Here is a 22,524-nt window from a genome sequence, read left to right as displayed (position 1 = left end):
TGTTGCGATGAACGAGCTATCGACAGCACCAGCAACACGCCAGTAGTGGCCAAATCCATAACCAACAGACCTGTTAATTCCTGAACTTTCTGAATTTACCCTTCGACTTTTTAATCGCGGGCATCTCCGGAAGCTCAGCGCGGTTATCGCCGAGGAGCTTTTTCGCCAGATCAGGGCGGTTCAGCTTGGCGAGGCGATTTTTGATCCAGCCTCTGAACTCGTTTTTGTACCAGAAGAAGTAATTATTCTGATTCTGTTTTTCCTCCTTGGTTTTGGCCGTATGAACAGGCTGTAGCGTATACGGGTGAACGCCGGTATAATAGATCACCTCGGCCACGGTCATTGGCGTAGGGGTAAAGTCCTGCACCTGCTCGAGCCGGAAGCCCAGATCTTTCGTTTCGGCCGCCAGATTGGCCATGTCCTGCTCCTCGCAACCCGGGTGCGAACTGATGAAATACGGGATCAGGGGCTGGTTCAGGTTGTGCTTGTCCTGGATCTGGTCGTATTTCTCCTTGAATTTCCTGAAATACTTGAACGACGGTTTCCGCATCACCTTCAACGTGGCATCGGAGGTATGTTCGGGGGCCACCTTCAACCGACCCGATACGTGGCGCGTAACCAGTTGCTCCATGTACTCGTCGTGGTTGCCGTCGGCGTTGTTCTTGTTGAAGTCGTCGACCAGCAGATCGTAACGTACCCCCGAGCCAACGAAGGCTTTTTTGATGTCGGGGTGAGCGTCTACTTTCTGGTAAATGCTCGTGAGCGGTTTGTGCGACGTATCGAGGTTCGAGCAGATCACCGGGTTGATGCAGCTCGGAGCCTGGCATCGCGCGCAGATCGACTCGTCTTTGCCCTTCATTCGGTACATGTTGGCCGATGGACCGCCCAGGTCCGAAATGTAGCCTTTAAACTCAGGGTGTTTCGCAATCTCATCGACCTCCTTCATGATCGACTCCTCGGAACGCGACGCGACGAACTTGCCCTGATGCGCTGAAATGGTGCAGAAGCTACAACCGCCGAAACAACCCCGGTGCATGTTCACCGAGAACTTGATCATGTCGTAGGCTGGAATAGGCCCCCGGTTTTTGTATTTGGGGTGGGGGAGACGCGTGTAAGGCAGATCGAATGATTTGTCCATCTCAACCTCGTCCATCGTTTTAAACGGCGGATTGATCACCAGTGTCCGGCTACCTACTTTTTGCAGAATCCGGTTCGCCTGCCACTTGTTCGATTCTACTTCAACGATCTTGAAGTTGGCGGCATATTTCAGCTTATCCTGCAAACAAACCTCGTGGCTCGCCAACGAAACCGTAGACCAGCTTTCGTGTTCAGGTACGTCGGTCGTGTTGTCCATGTACGCGATCTGGTTCACGTCACGTACCTGATTGAGGGGCACGCCGCTTTTTACCAGCCGCAGGATCTCGCGTAACGGTTGTTCACCCATGCCGTACACAAGCAGGTCGGCGCCCGAATCTTCCAGGATCGTCGGCATCAGCCGGTCCTGCCAGTAATCGTAATGAGTGACCCGACGGAGCGACGCCTCGATACCACCGATGAGAACGGGTACGTCGGGATAAATTTCTTTCAGTATTTTGGTGTAGACCGTGGTGGCGTAATCGGGCCGGAAACCCGCTTCGCCACCGGGGGTGTAACTATCGTTGGAACGGAGCCGTTTGTTGGCTGTATAATGGTTCACCATCGAATCCATACAGCCAGCCGTCACGCCGAAAAAATACTTGGGCTTACCCAGTTTTTTGAAATCCCGAAGGTCGTCGCGCCAGTTCGGCTGTGGAATGATGGCGACTCTAAACCCTTCACTCTCAATGATTCGCCCAATAACGGCTGTGCCAAACGAAGGATGATCGACATAGGCATCGCCAGAGATCAGAATAACGTCTACTTCGTCCCAGCCACGCTGTTCAACCTCTTTCTTTGTAATGGGCAACCAATGAGTAATTGGCCGTTCGCGGATTGTGATCATTCGATAAGTAATGGTTTGCAGACCCCCGCACTATGCGCCGATAGCGGGGAGGTACATGCAGATGAAGTTGTTCACGATGCACGGGTAACAAAACTCCGTGCAACTCCGTGCCACTTCCGTGTAACTCTGTGGCTTAAATCGTCGTAATTTTGCCTTATTATGTACAAGACCACGGAAATAACCTCCGCCGACATTGCGTCGGACAATCCCGTTCATCAACGGCTGCTGTTTCCTTACATGGAAGCGGCAAAGATCGTGAGCGGCAACGTACTCGAAATTGGCTGCGGCTGGGGGCGTGGCCTGCACCTGCTCACCGAGGCGGCCGACCGGTATACGGGTATCGACAAAAACGCGGAGCTGATCAACGCGCTCGGAAAAGCGTACCCTGAATCGACATTTATCCAGGCGAATATTCCGCCACTGACTGGCCTTCCCGACAATACATTCGATTACATCGTGACGTTCCAGGTGATTGAGCATATTGAAAACGATGACCTGTTCGTGAAAGAATGCTACCGGGTGCTGAAGCCGGGCGGGCAATTGCTGCTGACAACGGTAAACAAAACGTTTTCGCTGACGCGCAATCCCTGGCATGTGCGCGAATACGTAGCCGACGAGTTGAAAAGTCTGATGCGCAAATATTTCCCAGCGGTGGAAACACGGGGTGTTCACGGTAATGAAAAGGTGATGACCTACTACGCCCAGAACAAGGCATCGGTCGAAAAGCTAACCCGCTGGGACCTGCTCGATCTGCAACATCGGCTCCCCCGTCGTCTGCTCCAGATTCCCTACGACCTGATGAATCGGCTAAACCGCAACCGGCTCCTGCAACAGGATGGCCTCGCCGCTGAAATAAACTATACCGATTACATGGTCAGCCAGGACCCCGCCGGTAGCCTGGACTTCTTTTTTGTAGGAATCAAGCAGTAAGCGTCAGGAAACAAGAAGGCTTCGCTAACAAACGGATGTTGTTGTTAGCGAAGCCTTCTTGTTTCCTGACGCTTACTGCTTAATTACCCTTTAAAGCTTCCCACCATGGCGTTGTGCAAGGTTTTGGGCGACCAGTAGCCGCTGGCAATGATGCGGCGAATGCTCTGGAGTGGGTATTGTCCGTCCCGCTTTTTCTCCGATAATTGGTACGAAGCCAGATAACCGATTTTCTGGAGTTCAGCAGCGGCTTCGTGGTTCCACAAGCCAAATGGGTACACGAAATACTTAACGGGCTTGCCGGTAATGTCTTCCAGTTTCTTCTTGGGTTCTACGGCCTGCGTCACCCAATCAGCGGCGGTGTATTTCTTGGTATTATGGTGATCCCAGGTGTGGCAGCTCACTTCATGCCCCCGGTCAGCCAGGTCTTTGATCTGCGTTTTGTCCATATACGGTTGCTTACCCCGCCGCCCAATCGCCACTGTCATGATGCCAAACATAGCCTTGAACTTGTGCTTGTCGAGTACAGGCAGGGCATTCTCGTATTGATCCAGATCGCCATCGTCGAATGTCAGGAACACGGGCTTTTCAGGCAGGGCGGCCCCCGTCGTGAGGTACGCATACAACTGATCGGCGGTGATAGCGGTATATCCGCTGTCGGCTAGCATCTGCATCTGCTGGGTGAAGACACTCGTTGGACAGATGTAATCTTTCGCACTTTTCGAGTCAGAGCCACGCCAATCGCGAATCTGGTGATAGCACAGAATAGGTACCTGCTTACGGCTCAAGATAGTCGCCGCATCGGCGATTTTTCCGGCTGGTACCGTCGGCGCAGGTACGTTGGCCGACTCGTTTTCGGTGGTAGCTGATGTCGTGGTGGTGGCCGTCTCGGTGGGTACGGTGGTGGCAGCAGAGGCGCCCTCGTCAACATTTTTACTTTTTACGCTGCACCCCAGCGCCAGCGAGGCTAGCAGGGCGGTGGTCAGAAGAGGTCTGTACATGAATCGGAATGAATACGTTTAGCCAAAATTAGCGAAAACTATATCGGGCATATATAATCTATGAAGTTTAAATAGTTGTTCGGCCATGCCCGACTTACTGGCCGGTTAACCGGTCGCATGAAACGTGCCAGATCGAAGTGGTTAAGGCACAGCCTGAAGGCGTTTTTAGCTTCTGCCACGCTTATACAGGCCACCGCGTTCGTGTCGGTCAGTACCACCAGGAGCCTCCCGGCGCTGGCTTATAAAGAGCACCCGTCTCTGTCGCCCGACCCGCTAGATAGCTTGGGTAGTGAACAAGCCAGCGCGTTTCAGTAGTATATGAAACAGACAACGAATACCATGACTCCTCAAATCTCCGTCATAATCCCTACCTATCAGCGACCTGATTTGCTGCGTAAGTGCCTCGACGCACTGGCGCGGCAGACCATATCGTCAGACCATTTTGAAGTTTTGGTTGTTGACGATGGCGACCAGCCCCTAACGGCGTTAACCGTGCGCAAAGCCATGCAGGAAACGGGTCTGTCGATCCGCTATCTGGCGCAGCCCGAGCGTCGCGGCCCTGCCGCTGCCCGTAACCGGGGCTGGCGGGTAGCGCTGAGTCCACTGATCGCCTTTACGGATGACGACTGCCTGCCCGACCCGAACTGGTTATCGGCTGCCCTGGCCCGTTTCGAGCAGGGGGAGACCGTACTCACCGGACAACTGACCATGCCGCTGCCGAACAAGCCAACGGCGCACGACCGCACAATGGCCTTACTCGAAAGGGCTGAGTTTATCACGGCCAACTTATGTTGCCGTCGGTCGGCACTCGAAGCGGTGGGTGGTTTCGATGAAGATTTCGATAGTGCCTGGCGGGAAGACAGCGAGCTTCAATTCAAGTTTCTCCGAATCGGAACCCCCATTACCCGCTGCCCCGAAGCTGTGATCGTGCATCCACTGCGCCCGGCCCCCTGGTACGCTCCCCTGCGCGATGAACGGAAAAATCGCTACGATGCCCTGCTCTACCGCAAACATCCCGATCTTTTCCGCCAGCGAATTCCAACATATTCATCACTGGTTCGCCGATATTACCTGACGGTTAGCGCCGCACTGGTAACGATGATGGCGGCGCTGATGGGCCAGTGGACAATGGTGACGGCGGGCCTCATTGGCTGGGGTTTACTCACGCTCCTGCTGCTGGTTGAACAGATAGCTGGTCAGCCTTTAAACTGGCGGTCGGTTGGTCGTGCGTTTGTATTAAGCGTAGCTACGCCGTTCTGGGCCGTCTACTGGCGGTTATACGGAGCGGTAAAATACCGGGCCCTGTACTTATGAACCCTGTGCCGAGGCATTGCTTCGCTAGAGTGATAGCCGAATAAAACGACCCAAGCCAGCTCCCTGGCGCTGATAAGTAGGGAGCGCGTGAAGTGTATCAGCACGTGTATGAGCAGGTGGTCGAGGAAGCCCTGTTGCCGTTGAGTGTGGCCCAGGCCAATGCGGTTTTAAGGCAAGACCCAGGCAAGATGATCCTGTTGGTCAGTGTGTCATTTGTAATGGACTGCGTAAGGATATACCAACGGATGGCCATTTATTCTACTATTTCTGTAGAATAAATTACGCACAACTGTTTCTTTAAAAAACCTAACTAGCACAGGATCAGCATGTGGTACAGTAGTTGCCACTTAACGATTCTGTAATCAACTAATACCTACAACAAACTCAACTTAAAGTTATGGCAACTATTGGCAAACAGATTGCAGATTTTTTCTCGGGCGGTTCCACAGTAGACAATGATGAAGGCCTGCGTAGCCTGTTCATTAGCGAGTTAAGAGGCATGTATTACGCTGAGAAGGCACTTGTAGATAACATGCCTGCTATGGCCGATGCTGCAACGACGGATCAGGTACGTCAGGCGTTTCAATTGCACCTGGAAGAGACCCGCAATCAGGTAACTCGTCTGGAACGCGTTTTCCAAAGCATCAACGAAACACCCGACACAATGACGTGCAACGCCATCGATGGGTTAGCTGATGATGCTGATAACGTCATTAGCAATACGGATTCTGGCTCGTTAACGCGCGATGCCGGCCTGATCATTGCTGGTCAGAAAGTAGAGCATCATGAGATCGCGGCCTACGGCTCATTGCACGCGTTAGCTCAGTTGCTGGGCTACACGGAAGCTGCTCAACTGATCGAGCAGTCGTTGCAGGAGGAGAAAAATACCGACAAAAAATTGACTCAGCTGGCCGAAACGTTTGTGAACGAGCGGGCGAAGGCAGAAGGGAATAATGAGTCGACGTACTCAAGTCCTAACCGTCGTAATTATTATGATGATAACGACGACGACAATGACAATCGGATCGACACTATTTCTGGAAGTGCCAGCAGAACTGGAAATACCGCAGGTTATGCAAGCGGAGCCAACTATCAGAGTGGAGCCGCATCGGGTGATTCAACCACATACGCCAGCGAGAACACGACAAGCAACTCGGGTACGATGGGCTATTCACCAACCCGCGAGGGATCATCAGGCAACGCCACATCTGGCGGTACACTTGGTGTGTAAAGATGCTTTTCGGCGCTTTCCTCTATACTAAAAGCGGCCCCTCCTACAGTAGGAGGGGCCGCTTTTCATGCTCAGGTACGTTGTCCGCTTATACGCCAACAGTTTCGCGATGAACCAGGGCCTCCCGGTCAGGCCCTGTCGACACAAACGTGATGGGCAAGTTCAGTTCAGCTTCCAGGTAGCTAACGTAACTGGCTAACTCAGCGGGCATGCCGTCAAAGGCACGAATGCCATCCAGGGAAGTTTCCCAGCCTTTAAACTCTTTGTAAACCGGCACAACTTCAGTGTCACAGAGGTCATAAGGGAGTTGCTCCGTCACGCTGCCATCCGGCAATTGATAGTGCGTGCAGACACGGATTGTGTCGAATATATTCAGCACGTCGGCTTTCATCATCACCAGTTGCGTAACGCCGTTCAGCATAACTGCGTACTTCAGCGCGGGCAAATCGAGCCAGCCACAACGGCGGGGACGTCCCGTTGTGGAGCCGAATTCACGGCCTTCCTGGCGCATCCGTTCGCCGGTCTCTTCCAGCAGTTCGGTTGGGAAAGGGCCACTACCAACGCGGGTGCAATACGCTTTGAAGATGCCGTACACTTCACCAATCTGTCCGGGTGCAACGCCCAGACCTGTGCAGGCACCAGCAGCCATCGTATTTGAGCTGGTTACAAAGGGGTATGAACCAAAGTCGATGTCGAGCAGCGAGCCCTGCGCGCCTTCGGCCAACACACGCTGTCCTGCTTTCAGGGCGGCATTGACTTCGTATTCGCTATCGGTGAGTTTGAAGGTCTTCAAAAATTCGACGGCCGAGAAAAACTTCTCTTCCGACTCGGCCAACACGGCATAATCGAAACTGAGGCGATCCAGAATGACTTGGTGCGCCTTCACCAGCGCGTCGTATTTCTGCCGGAAGTTTGGGGAGAGCACATCGCCAACACGGAGGCCCTGCCGGGCAACCTTGTCCTGGTAGGTTGGGCCTATCCCCCGTAGCGTTGAACCAATTTTAGCGGCTCCTTTAGCCTGTTCGTAAGCTGCATCGAGCAGGCTGTGGGTAGGCACGATCAGCGAGGCTTTTTTCGAGATAATCAGGTTATCGCGCAACGCCAGATTAAACTTCGCCAGTCCGTCAATTTCCCGGCGGAAAACAATGGGATCAAGCACCACCCCGTTGCCGATAATGTTCAGGGCATCGGGCCGGAAAATGCCGGATGGAATTTGATGGAGCACGTGTTTAAACCCGTCGAACTCAAGCGTATGGCCCGCGTTTGGACCACCCTGAAAACGGGCAACAACCTGATATTGGGGCGCCAGTACGTCCACAATCTTTCCTTTCCCTTCGTCGCCCCATTGGAGGCCCAATAATACATCTACCATTACAATTCAGAATAACTCGGAACGCTCCGCTACGCGTCCATTTTTATTTAAGCGAAAGAAGAATGTGTTTTATACTTCTGCCTGACTGGCTGGTTCGCCCTGCCGGTCTTTCTCACCTTCCCGGCGATTATCGCATGGGTCGCGTTGGCAAGAGCCGTAAAAAATCAGCGAGTGGTGCATGACGTTGAACTTCAGCATATCGCCCACCATGTTCTGGATATTCTGTACACGAGGGTCGCAAAATTCCATCACTTTGTGGCAGTCCGTGCAGATCAGATGGTCGTGCTGCCGGTAGCCATACGATTTTTCATATTGTGCCAAATTCCGGCCAAACTGGTGTTTGGTCACCAGGTCGCAGTCGACCAGCACGTCGAGCGTATTGTACACGGTGGCCCGGCTGACGCGATAATTCTTATTTTTCATGGAGATATACAGCTCATCCACGTCGAAATGGTCGGCGCGATTGTAGATCTCCTCCAGAATGGCAAACCGTTCTGGCGTCTTCCGGAGTCCTTTATTTTCCAGATACGCTCTAAGAATGGTCTTTGCCGAGTCGATATTCGCTTGATTGGGAGCAGGCATGTGGCAAAAGTAATGGGTTCAACGGTCAAAGTCTAAGGTTAAAGGCTGCTTTGCTTACCAGCAGTGCGCCGCTGACCCTTAAACATTGACCATAAACCTGTTAGATTAGTCGAAGCGCACTACATCAAAGACGCCATCGACGCGTTCGAGCTTGCGCATGAGTATATCCAGGTGGCTGGTATCATGAACATACAGCTTGATGTTCCCTTCAAAAATGCCATCCTTGGAATCAATCGTGACGGACCGCATATTGATATTTAATTCATTGCTAATCACCCGGGTTACGTCGTTGACCAAACCCATTCGGTCGGTGCCCGTGATGCGCAGGCCCGCCAGAAACGCCAGCTCTTTCTGTGATGTCCATTTAGCCTTGATGATCCGGTTGCCGTGGTTCGACATCAACTCGACGGCGTTGGGGCAGCTTACCCGGTGAATTTTGATACCGTCCATAACGGTCACAAACCCGAATACGTCGTCACCAGCAATCGGGTTACAGCATTTCGACAGTGTATAGTCGATCTTGTCCATATCCTCACCGATGAGGAGGGTATCGCTGTCGGTACGTTCGCCGTGAATTTTCTTGAGCTCTCTGGTTACCGCTTTGCCGTCCTGGGCGCCATCGGTATTCACTTTGTTGGCGCGATTTTCCTTGGCTTCCTTATCGGCCTTGAACCTGGTCAGTTCTTTTACTTCAATGTGCCCTTTACCAACGCGGTAGTAAAAATCGCTGGTCGTTTTTGAGCCGAAATAAGCGCGGATCTGATTGACCAGCTCATTGGTCATCTCCATGCGCATTATTTTCAGGCGCTTGGCAATCAGGTCTTTACCGTCAGTGATGTAACGCTTGTTCTCCTCCTTGATCAGATCTTTGATCTTGGTTTTGGCTTTCGAGGTAACCACGAACCGAAGCCAGTCTTCATTGGGCTTCTGCTTGTTCGACGTTATCACCTCCACCTGATCGCCGTTCTGCAAAACGTGGCTCAGCGGCACGAGCAGATTGTTCACCTTGGCAGCCATGCACTTTGCGCCGATCTGCGTGTGAATGTCGAACGCGAAGTCGAGCGCAGTGGCTCCGCGCTGTAACACTTTTAATTCGCCTTTTGGTGTGAAAACGAATACTTCCTCGCTATAGAGGTTACTCCGAAAGTCGTCGAGGAACTCGATCGCGCCGGTTTTGTCGCCTTTCTCGGCTGTTTCCAGCATTTCACGTACCTGGCCAATCCACGAGTCGATGCCAGCGCCGGTGCGGGTATCGTTGCCTTTGTATTTCCAGTGGGCGGCATACCCCTTCTCGGCTATCTCGTTCATCCGCTCGGTTCGAATCTGCACTTCCACCCACTGGCCTAACTTACTCATGACGGTCGTGTGTAATGATTCGTAGCCGTTGGCGCGGGGCGTACTGATCCAGTCTTTCAGCCGGTCGGGGTTGGGTTTATAGTGGTCCGTAACGATGGAATAAGCCCGCCAGCAGGCCGCTTTTTCCTGATCGAGCGGTACGTCGAGAATAATGCGGACGGCAAAAAGGTCATAGATCTCCTCAAACGGCTTCTTCGACTTGTTCAGCTTGTTCCAGATTGAATAGATCGATTTGGGTCGCCCCTTGATCACATATGGATAGCCCGACGCGATGAGGTCATCTTCAATGGGCTTGATGAACATGTTGATGAACCGATCCCGCGAAGTTTTGGTCTCGCGCAGTTTCTTCGCCGTGTCTTTATACGCTTCCGGTTCAACATATTTCAGATACAGGTCTTCAAGCTCCGATTTAATGGCGTTCAGACCAAGCCGGTGTGCCAGCGGGGCGTAGATGTAAATCGTCTCTGAGGCAATCTTGAGTTGCTTATCGCGGGGCATTGAGTCCAGCGTACGCATGTTATGCAGCCGGTCGGCCAGTTTGATCAGGATTACCCGCACATCGTCGGACAGTGTGAGGAGCATTTTCCGGAAGTTCTCGGCCTGCTGCGAGGTGCCGTACTCGAAGATTCCCGATATTTTGGTCAGGCCATCAATGATCCGGGCCACTTTCTGACCGAAGCCGCGTTCAATGTCGGTGATGGTGGTGTCGGTGTCCTCAACCACATCGTGTAGCAGGGCCGCTACAATAGAGGTTGTTCCGAGGCCAATTTCCTCAACAGCAATCTGGGCAACGGCAATCGGGTGGTATATATAAGGCTCACCCGACCGGCGACGCATGTCTTTATGCGCCTCAGCCGAGGTATTAAATGCCTTTTTGATCAGTTTCGCGTCATTTTCTTTCAGATACGGTTTAGCTGATCGGAGCAGCCGACGGTATCGTTTTAAAATTTCCTGTCGTTCCAGGGTCAAATCGATGACAGGTTCAGAAGCTACAGTCATATCGTTGGTGTCGTTACGCCGTGAGAGGTTTTGTTGGTTGTACTCAACCTCAATGTACATGGTAAAAACAAAATATCTGGCCTCTTAGATCATAAAAAATATGCACGAAGCGAAATTTCGCCAGGTACGTTGGTGTCGACGACATAAGCCAACAAAACAGTGACAAGTGAGCAGGGCGATTAGCAAGTCACCGAAGACTGGCTACGGTAGAGCAACCAACACGGTGAACGCGGTGAGCAAAAATGGGGTGTTGCCTGCCGTGAGAATTTTATTGGGCAGGGTATTCTCAAGACCATTTTTGCCCGGTCCCTCATGCCGCTTATCTACGAATACGGCCAGCGGTACTACCTGCCCTGGGTAGAAACGAATGTGATCCTATGAAGTCAGTAGCCCTGTGCTGTTTATGCAGTTGCTTACTCCAAAAAGTAAATAGGGAAGAGCATGGGGCCAGTAAAAAATCGACGGATAAATTTGACCACCTCAAAGTTCTTCGTACTTTTGCAGTCCCAAATCGATTAAAGTTAGCCAAATCGATTGGTCTACCTGCGGGCGTGGCGAAATTGGTAGACGTGCCAGACTTAGGATCTGGTGCCGCAAGGCATGGGGGTTCGAGTCCCTCCGCCCGTACAAGAACAGAAAGAGTGATTGAGCGAAAGAGTGAAAGAGTGAGTTGCCATGCCGATGCCAAATCGTGACAGAAGCCAGACAAACCACTCTTTCGCTCTTTCATTCTTTCGCTCTTTATCATTTTAAACCGAACCAAACTAGTGGATATAGCCCTCGAAAAAGCCAGTGACACCAATGCGTCGCTGATCATCACGCTCAAACCAGAAGATTATAAAGCTGAAGTTGACAAGAAACTGAAGCAGTATGGCAAGCAGGTTTCGCTAAAGGGCTTCCGCCCTGGCCACGTACCTGCCTCGTTGGTGCAGAAAATGTATGGTAAAGGCATTCTGGTTGAAGAGGTGAATGGCCTGCTAAGCAAGAGCGTAACCAACTACATCCGCGAGAACAAACTTCAGGTTGTAGGCGACCCAATGCCGAACCGGGAAGAAGCCGATGCCATCGACTGGGATTCGCAGGACGAGTTCAAGTTTAGCTATGAACTGGGCCTGGCCTCCGATTTCGACGTTGACCTGTCTGCATTGGACTCTGTTAACCGGTATGAAATTGAGGCGGGCGAGAAAGAAGTAAACGAGACCATCGAGAACCTGCGCACCCAGTTCCACTCGCATCAGCATGCTGAAGAAGCAGGTGAAGGCGATACGATCTTCGGTGAACTCACCCAACTGAACGCACCCGAAGGAGCTGCGCCCTTTGTAACGAAAACAGCCCTGCCATTGGCTAAGGTTGCTCCTGATGCGCTGGGTACGTTCCTGGGTAAAAAGAAAGACGAAACCTTCACGTTTGTGATGGAGGCGGCTTTCCCTGACGAAAAAGAACGGGCGCTGGCAACGGGTGCCAAGAAAGAAGAAGCCGGTAACCTGACCGGTGATTTCTCATTCACGATTGAAGATGTAACCCGCCACGCACCTGCCGACCTGAACCAGGAGTTCTTCGACAAAGTATTGGGTGTTGGTGCGGTGTCTGATGAAGAAACCTTCCGCACGAAAGTGAAGGAGATCATCGGTCAGAACTACGGTCGTGAGTCAGACAACCTGCTGCGTAATGATATCGAAAAGGCGCTGCTCGACCATATCCTGATCAGCCTGCCCGACGAGTTCCTGAAGAAGTGGTTGCTGGAGATGAACGAAGGCAAATTCACGCCCGAGCAGATCGAGGAGCAATACCCTGATTTTACGAAGTCGGCCAAGTTGCAGCTGATCAAAAATCGGATTGCCGAGAAGAATGAGCTCAACGTGAATTTCGAAGAAGTAATGGAAGCTACCCGTCAGATGGTACGCGACCAGTTCGGCTTCGCTGGCAGCGACGGTGGCGAGATGGATGAGACCATCGACAAAATAGCCCGGAATTACCTGATGGACGAGAAGAACAACGGCCAGAACTACACACAGACGTTCAACCGGGTGTTTGATGATAAGGTGATCGACTTTATTAAATCGCAGCTGACAATTGTTGACCAGACGGTATCGCTCGATGAGTTCCGCGAGCGGGCGCAGGGTTAATGCAGGTGTCTCATGAAGCTCCTGAAAAATGCCTCCCGATCGATCGGGAGGCATTTTTTATGGTATACCGCGAAACAGGCACTACTTAAAATCCAATTTTGGGTCGTTCCTGTTTCTGGCCAATGGCCCAGGCCAATTCGAGGGCTATACGCTCATCGTAGCGGCGTTTATGGTAGTCAACCTCAAGCCGAAGTTTATCCAGCTCGAGTTGTTGCCGTTCAACGGTATTGCGAAGTCTTTCCAGCTCATTAGGCGCCAGTACAGTGGGTTCAAGGGCGGCAGGTACGTCGGCAATCAGCTCCATAACGGTCGTTTGGAGCACATCGGCGATATGGGCTAAGCGGCTCAGGGTGAGTTCTGTTTTGCCGCGTTCAATATCGCCATAAGCGGTAGTTGACAGGCCCAGCAGGTCGGCCATGTTTTCCTGCGACAGGCCCTGCTGGAGGCGGGCCAGTCGAATACGATCTGGAGTGGGCTGAGAGGCGCTTGACTGCTTCATAACAAGGAATAGCGAGGAAATCTCAAGAAAAAACGACAGGGATTCTCCAGTCTACAACACAACTTTGTGGCGGATAAGTTTTGAAACTTACCATCTGACTCGTTCGTTACATTTTTAATAAACCGTTTGATGGTTTGCGTTTGCTAGTTAAGTTGTGACACTGGCTTGCTTCCGTGCAGGCCAGACAGGGAGCGTTAGCCAGCAGATCCAGACCGTCGAACCTTTAATCACACACATGCATTACGGAGACGAATTTCGCAAGTTTGCCGTCCACCACATGGGCCTCAATGGCCTGACGGTCGACGGGTATGTTAAGCACACCGTTAACAACCACCATGTTGAGAACATGACACGGTCGGTTATTGAAGAGCGGCCAATGAATTTCCGGGAAGTTGACGTGTTCTCACGTTTGATGGCCGACCGGATTATTTTCATGGGCATGGGCGTCGATGACAACATCGCCAACATTATTGTGGCTCAACTATTGTTCCTGGAATCGGCTGACCCCCGGAAAGATATTCTGATGTACATCAATAGCCCTGGTGGTTCGGTGTATGCCGGTTTGGGTATTTATGATACCATGCAATACGTTCGGCCCGATGTGGCTACCGTCTGCACCAGCCTGGCTGCCTCGATGGGGGCTGTATTGCTGGCTGGTGGTGCGGCTGGTAAGCGGTCGGCGCTGCCACACGCACGGGTCATGATTCACCAGCCATCGGGCGGTGCGCAGGGCCAATCGGTCGATATTGAAATCACGGCGCGTGAGATCGTGAAGCTGCGCGAAGAGCTGTATCAGATCCTGGCCGACCACACGGGAAAATCGTTTGAGCAAATCGAGAAGGATTCGGACCGTGACAAGTGGCTCCGCGCCGATGAAGCCAAAGAATATGGCCTGATCGACGAAGTACTCCGCCGCGAACGGACTATCGGCGAGAAATAATTGATGCCAGCCTACACTGGTTTGGCCAGATGGAAAGCTGTTACTACGAATGGGCGGGCCTGGCCGCAATAGGCTGCGCCTGTCCATTCGTAAGCGCATGGCGACCGCTACATTTGGAACAGGCTACCTAGCCGTACTAAATGTAGCGGTCGCTTTTTTAGTACCGATCCATTGCGCAATCGTTCAGCGATCGCGTTGAGCCCGAGAGGGGACCACCCCTAAACTACCCACTTTCGGATGATCTGGGCCAAGGGCTTGAATTCGATCAGGAAGCCGTCGTGACCATACAGAGAGTTTATCTCTTCGTAGACCGCGTTGGGAATATGGCGAGCGATAAATTGCTGTTCCGAGGGCGGGAACAACACGTCGGAGTGAATACCGACAACCAGTGTTCTGGCTTCAATAAGACCCAGTGCATTCGGAATACTGCCCCGGTTCCGGCCAACATTGTGCGAGTCCATCGCTTTGGTTAACAGCCAGTATGTAAACGCGTTGAATCGGCTAACCAGCTTTTCGCCCTGGTATTGCTGGTAACCCGCGGCTTTGTACTGATCGGTCTGCTCGTTGTTGTCAAGCGCCTGCGTAAAGGCGTAGGTTTCGTAGTTTCGGTAAGAGAGAAGGGCAATAGAGCGGGCGGCTTTCAGACCGCGTTGCCCGGCGTCAGGTACGTTGTCGGCCCATGTTGGATCGGCTTCCAGCGCCATTCGCTGCGATTCGTTGAAGGCGATACCCCAGGGCGAGAATACAGCGTTAGTGGCGATCAGGATCAGGTTCCTGATCAGCTTGGGCTGCATAATGGCCCACTCAATAGCCTGCTGGCCACCCACCGATCCGCCGACGCAGGTATGAATCTGTTCGATACCTAATTCCTGCCGTAACAGATCCAATGCCCCCACCATGTCGCGAATGGTAAGGGTAGGAAAATGATGGCAAAACGGTTCGGCCGTCTCTGGATTTAGTGATAACGGCCCCGTAGACCCATAGCAACCACCCAATACATTGGCGCAGATGATGAAATACTGCGCAGGATCGTAGTATTTGCCCGGGCCAACCAGTCCGCTCCACCATTCGCCGGGATCAGCGTTGCCGGTTAGGGCATGACAGATCCAGACAACGTTGCTGTCGTCTTCGTTGCGGGTACCGCGTGTTGTATAGGCCAGTCTGAAACCGGGCAATGCCTCCCCCAATTCAAGGGAGTATGAAAACTTATAGTCGAAGTAGTGCAAGAGAGGAAATGAGTTTTCTGTTTACAGTTTGCCGTTTACCGTTGCGCTGCTTGAAGTCGAAAACGTATGTCTGGCAGCGCAACGGTAAACGGCAAACTGTAAACTGATTAACTTTTTATGGCTGCGAATGCCTGCTCAAAGTCAGCTTTGATGTCGTCAATGTGTTCGATGCCCAACGAAACCCGAAGCAGGCCCGGCTCTACACCGGCTGCCGTCTGGTCATCGGTCGATAATTGGGAATGGGTAGTGCTGGCTGGGTGAATGATCAGGGTTTTGGCATCACCTACGTTGGCCAGGTGACTCACCAGCTTAAGGGAATTCACGACGGCATCGCCTGCTTGCTGGCCGGCTTTTAGTTTGAATGAGAGCACACCACCCGCCCCACGCGTTAAATATTTCCTGGCAAGCGCATGGTATTTGCTGCTGGCCAGACCGGGGTAGTTCACGTATTCGACCAGATCGTGCTGTTCCAGCCATTCGGCCAGGGCCAGCGCGTTTTCGCAGGTACGTTCGGCGCGTAACGATAACGTTTCGAGTCCCTGAATGAGCAGCCAGCTGTTGAATGGGCTTTGTGAGGGCCCCCAATCGCGCAGCCCTTCAACCCGGGCACGGATAATGAACTGAATATTGCCGAACGGGCCGCCAAGGCCAAAGACATCGTTCATTACCAGGCCATGATAACTGGGCGATGGCTCAGTGAACTGCGGATACTTGCCATTGCCCCAGTTGAACGTACCTGCATCCACAATAACGCCGCCCATGGTAGTACCGTGGCCGCCGATCCACTTCGTGGCTGATTCAACGAGTATATGTGCCCCCAGCTTCAGAGGCGCGCAGATAGCGCCGCCTGCTCCAAACGTGTTGTCAACGATTAAGGGCAGGTCATACTTGTTGGCCAGGGCTACAAAGGCCTCGAAATCGGGAATGCTGAAACTGGGGTTGCCAATCGTTTCGAGATAGATGGCCTTCGTTTTGTCGTCGATCAGCGGCTCAAAACTGGCTGGATTGTCTCCGTCGGCAAACCGGGCCTCAACGCCAATGTTTCGAAACGAGTTTTTAAACTGATTGTAAGAACCTCCGTAGAGAAACGACGTCGTAACGAAATTGTCGCCTACCGATGTGATGTTGTTAATGGCCAGAAACTGCGCGGAGTGCCCCGACGACGTTGCCAGCGCTGCCACACCACCTTCCAGCGCCGCCACGCGTTTCTCGAAAACGTCGGTGGTTGGGTTCATCAGGCGGGTATAGATATTGCCAAACTCCTGAAGCGCGAACAGACGGGCTCCGTGCGCTGAGTCATTAAACTGGTAGGCTGTGGTCTGGTAGAGTGGCACCGCGCGCGAGTGCGTCACTGCGTCGATCTCCTGCCCGGCGTGGAGCTGAAGTGTCTCAAACTTGGGTTGATTAGCCATAATAAACGAAGAGAGTCAGCCGGGTTAAGGCTGAGTTTGTGGTAGCCAGAGGCGTTAGGGAGTTAAAATAGGGATACCGATCAGAGCCCTATCGGCCTGATGATGGTGACGTTAACAGCCCATTACGGGCATACGGCGTCGGAAGCTTGAGCAGCGCATAGGGTCAGTTTGGTTTATATGTCCCGCGAACACCTTGTTGCGGGCAGGACGTAGCACCTTGCCGATCGGTAGGTTGCCTGAGGTTCGCAGAGCCTGATCTCTCCCCTCATCTCTATAAATCAACGGGTGGTCTGTGATCCCTGGCGGGCAGCACCGTATTGACTTGATGGTGCAAGTATACGGCGGAAACGGCGGTTGCGCAAAGCGATGAACCGGTTGGCCGGTCTGTTGGCTGTGTGAATGGTAATGAATTTACTGCGTGGCAACGTTGTTTTTAGGGTAGGTTCCAGCATAAAACCACCGACTTTATATATGGCTTCTTTTGGCAGTATTGGCCTTCTGCTCGTTGTGGTAACCAGTCTGATCACGTTCAGCGCCTTTCGCCGCGACTCGCTGATGTCGCGTTATCTCTTCTCGGTTGAAGGCATTTTAGTGCGACGGGAATATAGCCGCCTGATCTCGTCAGGTTTTGTCCATGTGAGCTGGACACACTTGCTAGTCAACATGTATTCGCTGATGGCATTTGCCGGCACTCTGGAACAGCTAGCCGGGCCGTGGCCTATGTTGCTAATTTATTTTGCCAGCCTGCTCGGCGGAAACGTACTGGCACTGTATATCAACCGAAACAACAACGGGTATCAGGCAGTGGGCGCATCGGGCGCTATTGCCGGGATCATCTTCGCAGTCATTGTGCTCTATCCGGGTATCTCCATTAGTCCGCTGTTTCTGCCGTTTCGTATGCCGGCCTGGATCTACGGCCTGGTTTACACGCTGTTTTCCATTTATGGCATCAAGTCGCGGAACGATACTATTGGTCATGAAGCGCACTTGGGCGGTGCCTTGGCTGGTGTGATCAGTATGTGTGTCATCGAGCCTGCTGTGTGGCAAGTCAACTGGCCGATCGCGCTGCTGTTGACCCTGCCTACTCTTGGTTTTTTGCTATTTCTGATCAACCGTCCCGAGTGGCTGTACATCAATGGATTTTCGATAAAAAGTACGTCGCATGAAACGAAAGACGAGCGGTACAACGGCGAAAAATTTCGACGACAACAGGAGATCGACCGAATTCTGGATAAGATCAACCAACGCGGGGTAGGGAGCCTGACGGAGGACGAACGCGATGTGCTGGAAGGAAAATAGACGACAGCAACGTACCCGGTTCACAGAATTTTAATACGGACGCTGGTCGTCTATAAGTCAGTAGGTTAACAATAGTTGTGGTGGAAATTCCACACTATTGTAGAAAGTAATCAGCATAAAAAGCAATCATTTGTTTGGTCGTATGGCGGGTTGACCATAGATTAGCTGCTGTAACTACGACTTAACCCGTCCGTTTATGCTGAAGAAAGTGCTCCTGACAGCGTGTTTCGCTGTCTCGTTTGGCATCACCCAGGCCCAGACCAACGCCGAACTAGCGATGGTAACGGTTGACATGAAGCCGGTTGTTTCTGCTGACAAAGCATCCTCAACCAAGTCAGAATCCGCTTCATTTTACGACGATATCCCTATTGTGAGCGACGTCATCGGGTTTGCCAAAAAGCACCTCTCTATCCGCTACCGTTCTGGTGGCACTACACCCAAAGGGTTCGATTGCTCTGGTTTTACACGTTTCTGCTTTAGTCAATTTGGGATCAATCTGCCTCACTCAAGTGCCGCACAGGGAAATGTTGGCCTGAAAGTAGAGCGTGAATCGGCAAAGCCCGGCGATCTCATTTTCTTTAAAGGACACTCATCGGGCGGCAGCCACATCGGCCATGTCGGGCTAATCACCGAAGTCGTTGGCGATCAGATAAAATTTATTCATTCGGCCTGGGGCGGCGGTATTCGGTTCGATTACCTACACGCTGACTATTACCGGAACCGCTTCATGGGTATTCGCCGTGTAGCCCGGATGGTGGCCGAAAAGTAGCTTGCCTACCGTATTCTTGTGAGGTCGTTGCTTAACGGGCAGCGACCTTTTTTTGTGCCATTCAGATCGGGCTACTCCGATTGGCGTGTGGCTGCATGGCGGGGGTAGCAGGAAAGTAGTAATGCCGGACTTAGCCGCTTTTCAGTACATCTGAACCCGCCTTTGCATCCTCATGAAACAACCATCCACTGCGCTAAACCTGATACTGCTTATCCTGCTGATGACTGGTAGCAGTTATTACCGCCCATTGTCTGGCCAGCCGGTTCCCCGGCCAGCCCAGCTCTGGCTAACTGATCCAGGCCGGTCAGTGCTTTTCGCCAGGCAACCCGGTACGTTGCCGTTTGTAAAAGCAGCCACGACAAGTCGATCGATCGATATCGATGCCGCGCAGACGTTTCAGCCCATTGATGGCTTCGGCTATACGCTGACGGGCGGAAGTGCCATGCTCATCCACCGGATGGATGCCAACGCACGAGCGGCGTTGTTGAAGGAGCTTTTTTCAACGGCAGGCAATAGCATTGGTGTGAGTTACCTGCGGATTAGTATCGGAGCATCAGACCTCGACGATCGCGTGTTCTCGTATGATGATCTTCCCAGCGGCGAGACCGACCCAACACTGGCGAAGTTTTCGCTGGCACCCGATCAAACGTATCTGATTCCCCTTCTAAAGCAGATTCTGGGGATTAATCCCAACATAAAGCTGCTAGGCTCACCGTGGTCGCCGCCGGTCTGGATGAAGACCAACGGAAACACGAAAGGAGGTAGCCTGAAACCCGACTGCTATGCAGTCTATGCGCAGTATTTTGTCAGGTACGTTCAGGCGATGCGCGCTGAGGGCATTCCAATTGAGGCTATTACCATCCAGAACGAGCCGCTGCATCCGGGCAATAATCCCAGTCTGCTGATGTTGCCTCAGGAGCAGGCCCTGTTTATCAAGAAGCACCTGGGACCGGCCTTCAAGCAAGCGGGGATTACCACCAAAATTATTCTGTACGACCATAACGCCGACCGGCCCGACTACCCCATTTCGATACTTGATGACCCGGGGGCTAAACCCTACATCGACGGATCGGCGTTTCACCTGTATGGGGGCCCTGTATCGGCGTTGAGTGAGGTGCATAATGCCCATCCCGACAAGAACCTGTATTTCACCGAGCAGTGGATTGGCGCCCCCGGGAACCTGAAAGGCGATTTGGGGTGGCATGTTGCCAACCTGATCATTGGTGCCACCCGAAACTGGAGTCGTACTGTACTGGAATGGAATCTGGCGGCCGATCCCAAACAGGAGCCGCATACAATTGGGGGCTGCACGCAATGCCTGGGCGCCATCACCCTGGATAGTAATACCGTGACCCGCAATCCTGCCTATTACGTGATAGCCGCCGCCTCAAAATTCGTGCGGCCGGGTTCTGTTCGTATCGCGAGTAATGTTCTGGATGGCTTACCCAATGTGGCCTTCAAAACGCCAAATGGCGGCATTACGCTCATTGTACTGAACACCAGTAAAACGGCTCAATCCTTTACGGTTCATTACCGGGCCAGGTCGCTTCGTTGTGTGCTTCAGGAAGGGGCCGTGGGTACGTATGTATGGTGAAATCAGTGCTTACCGCTGTGCCAGATTGGCGTTGTTCAACTGCCTGATAAACTGTGTCAGTTCAGGAATGGCAAATACCCAGTCGACGGCCTCACTGTCGATTGCCTGCTGGGGCATATACCCTACCTGTGCGGTTGCCGGGTCCTGGGCTACTGTGATACCGCCCGCTTTTTTAATAGCCATCAGGCCCTTTGTGCCGTCGGCATTAGCGCCTGACAGTAATATACCAACAACGGCAGGGCCGTACACATCGGCAACCGATTCAAAGGTGACGTCGATGGCCGGCCGACTGTAGTGGATTTTCTCAGAGTCGTCGAGCGAAAAGAAACCGTTCTGCTCAACCAGCAGGTGGTAATCGGCGGGGGCCAGGTAGATGTGGCCTGGTGTCAGCACATCCTTGTCGTCTACTTCCTGAACGGGCAGGGTTGTTTTGATCGACAGCAGGTTGGCCAGCGTGGTATTGGCCGTATTTTTTCGGTGCACAACAAGCACCAGCGCAAAGGTTAGCGGTGGTTGTAGTGCTGTCAGCACGGGTATCACTACATCGAGGCTGCCTGTAGAGCCTCCGATGACCATCACACGACAGCCCGGCCTGGCCGCGGAACCAATCACCCGATTTTCCGCCATATCTTTTCAAGCGTCACCTGCTTGTAGTTAGCCTGGATACCCGAGAGTTTTATCGTTTCCCTGGAGCCCAGCGCCAGGTAGCTGAGCGGCCCCAGGCTTTCGTCGAACAAGCGCAATACACGCTCCTGAAGCGCTTTGTCGAAATAGATCAGCACGTTGCGGCACATAATGAGGTCGAATTCATTGAACGAATGATCAGACACCAGATTATGCGTCGAGAAAACCATTCTGGTGGCCATTTCTTCGTTGAACTTCACGTAATCGTAATGGGCTGTGTAATAGGCAGAAAAATCGCGAAGGCCTCCCGAAAGCTGGTAATTCTCGGAATACTGTTTCATGGCACCAAGGGCGAAAATGCCACGGCGGGCTACGTCGAGCACATCGGGATTCAGGTCGGTAGCATACAGCAGTGATTTATGTAGCAAACCAGCTTCCTGTAACAGAATAGCCATCGAAAACACCTCTTCGCCGGTTGAGCAGCCAGCGTGCCAGAAACGGATAAACGGCTTCGACGCCAGCGTAGGCAGTATGTCTGTACGCAGGCATTTGTAGAACGCAGGATCCCGAAACATCTCGGTCACATTGACCGTGAGCTCTTCAACGAAACGTTTCAGGTAGGCTGCGTCGGAACGTACCCGGTAGCGCAATTCCGCGAAGCTCGGAAACTTGTCGATCAGCCATAACCGGTTGATCCGACGTTTGAGCGATGCCCGGCTGTAGTGCGTAAAATCGTAGCCGTAAAGCTCCAGAATATCGTTCAGCAACAACGTAACCTCTTCCTCCTCAATCATACTTCCTGTCAAATCTCCGCCAGTAGCCCCATCAGTCGGTCAACGTCGATAGGCTTGGCCACGTACTCGGTAGCGCCGGCTTGCAGGCATTTCTCCCGGTCACCGACCATGGCCTGAGCCGTCACAGCGAAAACGGGGGTATCCTGGCGACTACTTATGTTTTTGATGCGTGGAATGGCGTCATATCCGTCCATCTCAGGCATCATCATGTCAATTAAAATAGCGTCGATGACCGCATCGGTCTGTAGCAGATCAAGCGCTTCCTGCGCACTCAGGCACGAAAGGCAGTCGAACCCTTTAGCCCGCAACGTCGCTGTCAGCGCAAAAATATTCCGTGGGTCATCGTCAATCAGTAAGACTCGTTTTTTTGACATACTGTTTGGGGTTATCGCTTGTCATTTCGTAAAAAGGTAGCAACGCGTAATAAGGTCTTTAAACGTCTGCTGCTTTCTGACACGTAGTCAACTGGTTTCCGCAA

Annotated in this window: 20 protein-coding genes, 1 tRNA gene and 1 riboswitch; of the genes, 10 read left to right on the top strand and 11 right to left on the bottom strand. The window is 52.5% G+C overall.

The window, feature by feature from the left end; all coding sequences use genetic code 11:
• Positions 1–73 precede the first annotated feature (73 nt).
• Positions 74–1,972, bottom strand: a complete 1,899-nt coding sequence (locus ACAW75_RS08495) for a YgiQ family radical SAM protein (RefSeq protein ID WP_370728536.1) — start codon at positions 1,970–1,972, stop codon at positions 74–76.
• Between the two features lie 168 nt (positions 1,973–2,140).
• Here ACAW75_RS08495 and ACAW75_RS08490 point away from each other — a divergent pair, with 168 nt between their 5' ends.
• Entirely contained in the window at positions 2,141–2,911 is a 771-nt protein-coding gene (locus tag ACAW75_RS08490) for a class I SAM-dependent methyltransferase (protein WP_370728264.1), read from the top strand.
• A gap of 83 nt (positions 2,912–2,994) precedes the next feature.
• On the opposite strand, the gene ACAW75_RS08485 is transcribed toward ACAW75_RS08490, so the two are convergent.
• The gene (locus ACAW75_RS08485) at positions 2,995–3,909 is read right to left on the bottom strand and encodes a polysaccharide deacetylase family protein (RefSeq protein ID WP_370728263.1); all 915 of its coding nucleotides are present in this window, start codon (positions 3,907–3,909) and stop codon (positions 2,995–2,997) included.
• Between the two features lie 117 nt (positions 3,910–4,026).
• On the opposite strand from ACAW75_RS08485, the gene ACAW75_RS08480 reads away from it, so the two are divergent.
• The 3 genes from ACAW75_RS08480 (at position 4,027) to ACAW75_RS08470 (ending at position 6,454) form a co-directional block, all read left to right on the top strand.
• Entirely contained in the window at positions 4,027–4,224 is a 198-nt protein-coding gene (locus ACAW75_RS08480) for a hypothetical protein (protein ID WP_370728262.1), read from the top strand.
• A 24-nt stretch (positions 4,225–4,248) separates the two neighbouring features.
• Complete coding sequence (locus ACAW75_RS08475; protein WP_370728261.1) at positions 4,249–5,223, top strand: glycosyltransferase family 2 protein; 975 nt, start codon at positions 4,249–4,251, stop codon at positions 5,221–5,223.
• Between the two features lie 397 nt (positions 5,224–5,620).
• Positions 5,621–6,454: a YciE/YciF ferroxidase family protein gene (locus tag ACAW75_RS08470; protein ID WP_370728260.1), complete on the top strand. Its 834-nt coding sequence runs from the start codon at positions 5,621–5,623 to the stop codon at positions 6,452–6,454.
• An 88-nt stretch (positions 6,455–6,542) separates the two neighbouring features.
• On the opposite strand, the gene ACAW75_RS08465 is transcribed toward ACAW75_RS08470, so the two are convergent.
• From ACAW75_RS08465 to ACAW75_RS08455, 3 genes are all read right to left on the bottom strand, one after another.
• A complete protein-coding gene (locus ACAW75_RS08465; RefSeq protein WP_370728259.1) occupies positions 6,543–7,826 on the bottom strand; it encodes an adenylosuccinate synthase in 1,284 nt (427 codons plus the stop codon).
• A gap of 69 nt (positions 7,827–7,895) precedes the next feature.
• On the bottom strand, positions 7,896–8,408 hold the full coding sequence (locus tag ACAW75_RS08460) for a Fur family transcriptional regulator (protein ID WP_370728258.1): 513 nt from the start codon (positions 8,406–8,408) through the stop codon (positions 7,896–7,898).
• Between the two features lie 105 nt (positions 8,409–8,513).
• On the bottom strand, positions 8,514–10,763 hold the full coding sequence (locus ACAW75_RS08455; protein WP_370728257.1) for a RelA/SpoT family protein: 2,250 nt from the start codon (positions 10,761–10,763) through the stop codon (positions 8,514–8,516).
• Positions 10,764–11,308: 545 nt separating this feature from the next.
• Between ACAW75_RS08455 and ACAW75_RS08450 the strand changes: the two genes are divergently transcribed.
• Positions 11,309–11,390 (top strand) — tRNA-Leu (locus ACAW75_RS08450).
• A gap of 140 nt (positions 11,391–11,530) precedes the next feature.
• Entirely contained in the window at positions 11,531–12,889 is a 1,359-nt protein-coding gene (gene tig, locus ACAW75_RS08445; RefSeq protein WP_370728256.1) for a trigger factor, read from the top strand.
• An 85-nt stretch (positions 12,890–12,974) separates the two neighbouring features.
• On the opposite strand, the gene ACAW75_RS08440 is transcribed toward tig, so the two are convergent.
• Positions 12,975–13,388 (bottom strand): helix-turn-helix domain-containing protein, encoded by a 414-nt coding sequence (locus ACAW75_RS08440; protein WP_370728255.1) that lies wholly within the window; start codon positions 13,386–13,388, stop codon positions 12,975–12,977.
• A gap of 235 nt (positions 13,389–13,623) precedes the next feature.
• Here ACAW75_RS08440 and ACAW75_RS08435 point away from each other — a divergent pair, with 235 nt between their 5' ends.
• On the top strand, positions 13,624–14,328 hold the full coding sequence (locus ACAW75_RS08435) for a ClpP family protease (protein WP_370728254.1): 705 nt from the start codon (positions 13,624–13,626) through the stop codon (positions 14,326–14,328).
• 218 nt (positions 14,329–14,546) lie between these two features.
• Here ACAW75_RS08435 and ACAW75_RS08430 read toward each other — a convergent pair whose 3' ends face one another.
• Together ACAW75_RS08430 and ACAW75_RS08425 are read right to left on the bottom strand one after the other, a co-directional pair.
• Positions 14,547–15,554 carry a homoserine O-acetyltransferase family protein gene (locus tag ACAW75_RS08430; RefSeq protein WP_370728253.1) on the bottom strand — a complete coding sequence of 336 codons (1,008 nt, stop codon included), beginning with the start codon at positions 15,552–15,554 and terminating at the stop codon, positions 14,547–14,549.
• 107 nt (positions 15,555–15,661) lie between these two features.
• Positions 15,662–16,966, bottom strand: a complete 1,305-nt coding sequence (locus ACAW75_RS08425) for an O-acetylhomoserine aminocarboxypropyltransferase/cysteine synthase family protein (RefSeq protein WP_370728252.1) — start codon at positions 16,964–16,966, stop codon at positions 15,662–15,664.
• A 170-nt stretch (positions 16,967–17,136) separates the two neighbouring features.
• Positions 17,137–17,246: riboswitch (SAM riboswitch) on the bottom strand.
• A gap of 191 nt (positions 17,247–17,437) precedes the next feature.
• Here ACAW75_RS08425 and ACAW75_RS08420 point away from each other — a divergent pair.
• From ACAW75_RS08420 to ACAW75_RS08410, 3 genes are all read left to right on the top strand, one after another.
• Positions 17,438–18,265 (top strand): rhomboid family intramembrane serine protease, encoded by an 828-nt coding sequence (locus ACAW75_RS08420; RefSeq protein ID WP_370728251.1) that lies wholly within the window; start codon positions 17,438–17,440, stop codon positions 18,263–18,265.
• A 292-nt stretch (positions 18,266–18,557) separates the two neighbouring features.
• Complete coding sequence (locus ACAW75_RS08415; protein ID WP_370728535.1) at positions 18,558–19,034, top strand: C40 family peptidase; 477 nt, start codon at positions 18,558–18,560, stop codon at positions 19,032–19,034.
• 172 nt (positions 19,035–19,206) lie between these two features.
• The gene (locus ACAW75_RS08410; RefSeq protein ID WP_370728250.1) at positions 19,207–20,628 is read left to right on the top strand and encodes a glycoside hydrolase family 30 protein; all 1,422 of its coding nucleotides are present in this window, start codon (positions 19,207–19,209) and stop codon (positions 20,626–20,628) included.
• 9 nt (positions 20,629–20,637) lie between these two features.
• On the opposite strand, the gene ACAW75_RS08405 is transcribed toward ACAW75_RS08410, so the two are convergent.
• From ACAW75_RS08405 to ACAW75_RS08395, 3 genes are read right to left on the bottom strand one after another with little or no spacing between them, the layout of a single operon-like run.
• Positions 20,638–21,204, bottom strand: a complete 567-nt coding sequence (locus tag ACAW75_RS08405) for a chemotaxis protein CheB (protein WP_370728534.1) — start codon at positions 21,202–21,204, stop codon at positions 20,638–20,640.
• Between the two features lie 32 nt (positions 21,205–21,236).
• Positions 21,237–22,046, bottom strand: a complete 810-nt coding sequence (locus ACAW75_RS08400) for a CheR family methyltransferase (protein WP_370728249.1) — start codon at positions 22,044–22,046, stop codon at positions 21,237–21,239.
• An 8-nt stretch (positions 22,047–22,054) separates the two neighbouring features.
• Complete coding sequence (locus ACAW75_RS08395) at positions 22,055–22,420, bottom strand: response regulator (RefSeq protein WP_370728248.1); 366 nt, start codon at positions 22,418–22,420, stop codon at positions 22,055–22,057.
• Between the last annotated feature and the right edge of the window lie 104 nt (positions 22,421–22,524).

Origin of the sequence: Fibrella arboris, assembly GCF_041321095.1 — a bacterium.
Taxonomy (GTDB): Bacteria; Bacteroidota; Bacteroidia; order Cytophagales; family Spirosomataceae; genus Fibrella; species Fibrella arboris.
Note: the sequence above shows the minus strand (reverse complement) of the source record. Positions and strands in the feature narration are given on the sequence as shown.